Annotated in this window: 4 protein-coding genes; all 4 read left to right on the top strand. The window is 36.1% G+C overall.

Going from position 1 to position 2,943, the window contains the following annotated elements; translation table 11 throughout:
- Positions 1–232: 232 nt before the first annotated feature.
- Genes AC1MDJ_RS07395 through AC1MDJ_RS07410 form a run of 4 tightly spaced genes read left to right on the top strand, consistent with a single transcriptional unit; the run spans position 233 to position 2,600 of the window.
- Entirely contained in the window at positions 233–736 is a 504-nt protein-coding gene (locus AC1MDJ_RS07395; protein WP_479690284.1) for a hypothetical protein, read from the top strand.
- Complete coding sequence (locus tag AC1MDJ_RS07400; RefSeq protein ID WP_479690285.1) at positions 703–1,392, top strand: hypothetical protein; 690 nt, start codon at positions 703–705, stop codon at positions 1,390–1,392. Before AC1MDJ_RS07395 ends, AC1MDJ_RS07400 begins: the two co-directional genes overlap by 34 nt.
- Before the next feature lie 15 nt (positions 1,393–1,407).
- Entirely contained in the window at positions 1,408–1,917 is a 510-nt protein-coding gene (locus AC1MDJ_RS07405) for a hypothetical protein (RefSeq protein ID WP_479690286.1), read from the top strand.
- Positions 1,902–2,600: a hypothetical protein gene (locus AC1MDJ_RS07410; RefSeq protein WP_479690287.1), complete on the top strand. Its 699-nt coding sequence runs from the start codon at positions 1,902–1,904 to the stop codon at positions 2,598–2,600. The genes AC1MDJ_RS07405 and AC1MDJ_RS07410 overlap by 16 nt, the downstream gene beginning before the upstream one ends.
- Positions 2,601–2,943 lie beyond the last annotated feature (343 nt).

Below are 2,943 nucleotides of genomic sequence, written 5' to 3' on the forward strand. Positions count from 1 at the left end.
ACTGAGGGATTAAAACATAGCTATAGAAAGAATATAGACTACTTCAAATGCCTGTTAGATAAAGGAAAGGATTTGACTAGTTGTATGCCACTTGGAGAGTTTTAGAAATGACCACTCGCACCATAAAGCTTTTGTTTTCTTTGTTTTTCTTGCTAATATTGTTAGTGAGCTATCTGTTTATGCGTATATTAACGACAAATTATGCTCGTATGTAGTAATGGGGGACTAAGTCATGAAACGTTATGTAAGGTTTCTTTTTATATCACTGCTCATCATATTTAGCGGTTGTGCTTTTAATCACAACAAGTTATCTCTCAACTATGACGGGCAGCACGAGGGCATAGGGGTATCGCAGGACTTTTATGTAAAGGCTTCCTATAACCGTATCTCTCCAATTCTTGTTGGGTATTACTATGAAGACCTTTCTAAATGTTTGCTTTATGACAATAGGGTATTTAAGGTTGAGATTGACGATACCTATAGGATTGATACAGACAATGTTTATCTGACGTTATCAAAGGGTAGCAAAATACCTGCAAAATTACTCTCTGTAAAGCGTGTGAACGGAAAACAAGTATTTGAATATTACCTTCCCGTTATGCTAGATGATTTGGTTGATGCACATTTTATCATAGCAGATGTGTATAAAGATAACTCTAAGACACAGCCATTTGTCGTGACAATGAAACAACTTAAAAAAGGATGGCGACAACGAAAAGGGTTATCGTTCTGCTGATAGTTGTCGCTATGGTAAGTGCTTGTGCATCATACGATGTTGCCTATAAGCAACCATCGCAAAAAATAGTAGGCTTATGGAATGATATCATTGTTGGTAAAGATTACATTAGGTTTTTATACGATGAAGATTTAGTAGTTAATGTAATGCTTTATGGCATAACTGAAAAGGCACTAACGAGTGGCAAGGTATGGATTGTAGTATCTTTTAGTCCATATACATATAAGCCGAGATTAAAGAAAAAATATTATTTTGATGTTGCTGGCGTTAGCACAAACGTAGGGACAATGTCGCTTAGCAAGTCATATCCAATAGATATTAGGGATATAGAAGGTAGGCTTGACCTTAAAGAGGTGCTGAATGCTACTTCTGACGGCAGACTGTTTATAGAGTATGACGTAACGCTTTCCGACTGGTATAAGGCATATTTGAAAGACGCAAATAAATGCGTTACTAAGCGAGAACAGAAACAACAGCCAATATTTTTACTGGAGGGGCTATATAATAGGCGAGGCACTAATGTTGATAGCAAATCTATCGCTATAAACACGTGTGAACTAGAGACTAAAGGTAGTGATTTGGCTTCACGTGCCTCGTCTTATTTTATAGTGAATGTCCTTATTTTAGGGGTAGCGGCTATTCTTTCTGGACATTAACAGGAGACTAAATTTATGAGTTCTTATATACGTTGTCTGATACTTATGCTTTCACTTTTTTTATTTGGTGGATGTGGCGGTAGAGTGGAACACATAAATTATTTACGTATAATTTATGATGACACAGATGACACATTTGAAAATATAAGCGTATATCAGAAATTTTATGAAAAAGTGCCTTACAGAGAGGGGAAGTATGTGTACCATCTTGAGGATATGGGTAAATGCGACAATTATGACAACAAAGTTTTAATAGTTGAAGCGTCTAATAGATATAAGATAAACACTGATAGTGCATATATAGTATTATTGCCTGTAGGTGGCAAAATACCTGCCAAGTTAGTCTCCGCAGAGCGGTTGGACGATAAAATAATAATGAAATATTATCTTCCTGTGTCGTGTGCTGATTTAAGGAAAGCTATCCAGTTCAAGATAGCAGACATTTCTCTGAATAATATCAAATTGCCTGAGTTTAGTGTGCGGGTAATGTTTCAGGAGGATGAACTGGAATGGCTAATAAAGTAAAGAAAATATTGATTTTTACGCTTATTCTTATATCTACTGGTTGTTTCTATTATGATGGTTACAGACAAAGTATTAAGTCTATGGAATTTGATAACCCTGTAGTGGCAGTAGGTAAGGACTATGCCAGTTTTGTTTATCATAACAACTTGAAAGTAGAAGTATTGTTTTATGGCATAACTGAAGAGGCAACGGCTGCTGGTAAAGCGTGGATTATAATAGAATTCAGTGAATATCCATTTAGGGGTGAAAAGAGGGAATTGTCAAAGAAATATTATTTTGATAGTTCTGCTGTCAGCACAAGTATCGGTAGCCTGACGTTTGTTAAGTCATATCCATACCAGAGTGAAGATGGCAGGTTTAACCTTAAAGAGATAGTGAGTAAAGACCCTAACCACAGATTATTTGTGGAATATAGCGTTTCACTTGATGATTGGTATATAGAGTATCTAAAAAATACTGATAAATGCAGTGGAAAGCGGAACAAGAAAGATAAAAAACCTAAATTTACGCTTAATGGGCTATATAATAGTAAAAAGCCATTAGAGAGTAGTTCTGTTACCATAAATACGTGTGAGCTACCAACTAAGAAAAAGATTAGCGTTAATCCTCACAATAAATCGATTAGTCCAATTGTGAGAGACTCGGGATATACGATTTTTAATTTGATGCTTCTTTTTCGTTGAGGAATACAATGGTAATGCCCCCAGTTCAATGACGAAGTGCAACGATTGCCTTTAATGTTCTGATTATTAGCGATGAACGCTTGAGATTAAGGCTGTTTCGTGGGCGCACTAGCTGGGCAATGAATGAGAGTGAGAAGAGTGATTTATGAGATATAAGTAAGATATTTTTTCTTATAGTGGTGCTTATGTCATTTTATCGTCCCTGAACGTCCCATAAGCACCCTTTAGGGTTTGTCTCGTTATTGGTGTCTGTATATAATCATTATGTGCTTGGGGAAGGATACGCTATCTGGTTGAAATAAAGCTATAGCGGTCTGACAATTTGCAACTGATTTAATGACAA

Source organism: Candidatus Termitispirillum reticulitermitis (assembly GCF_054655775.1).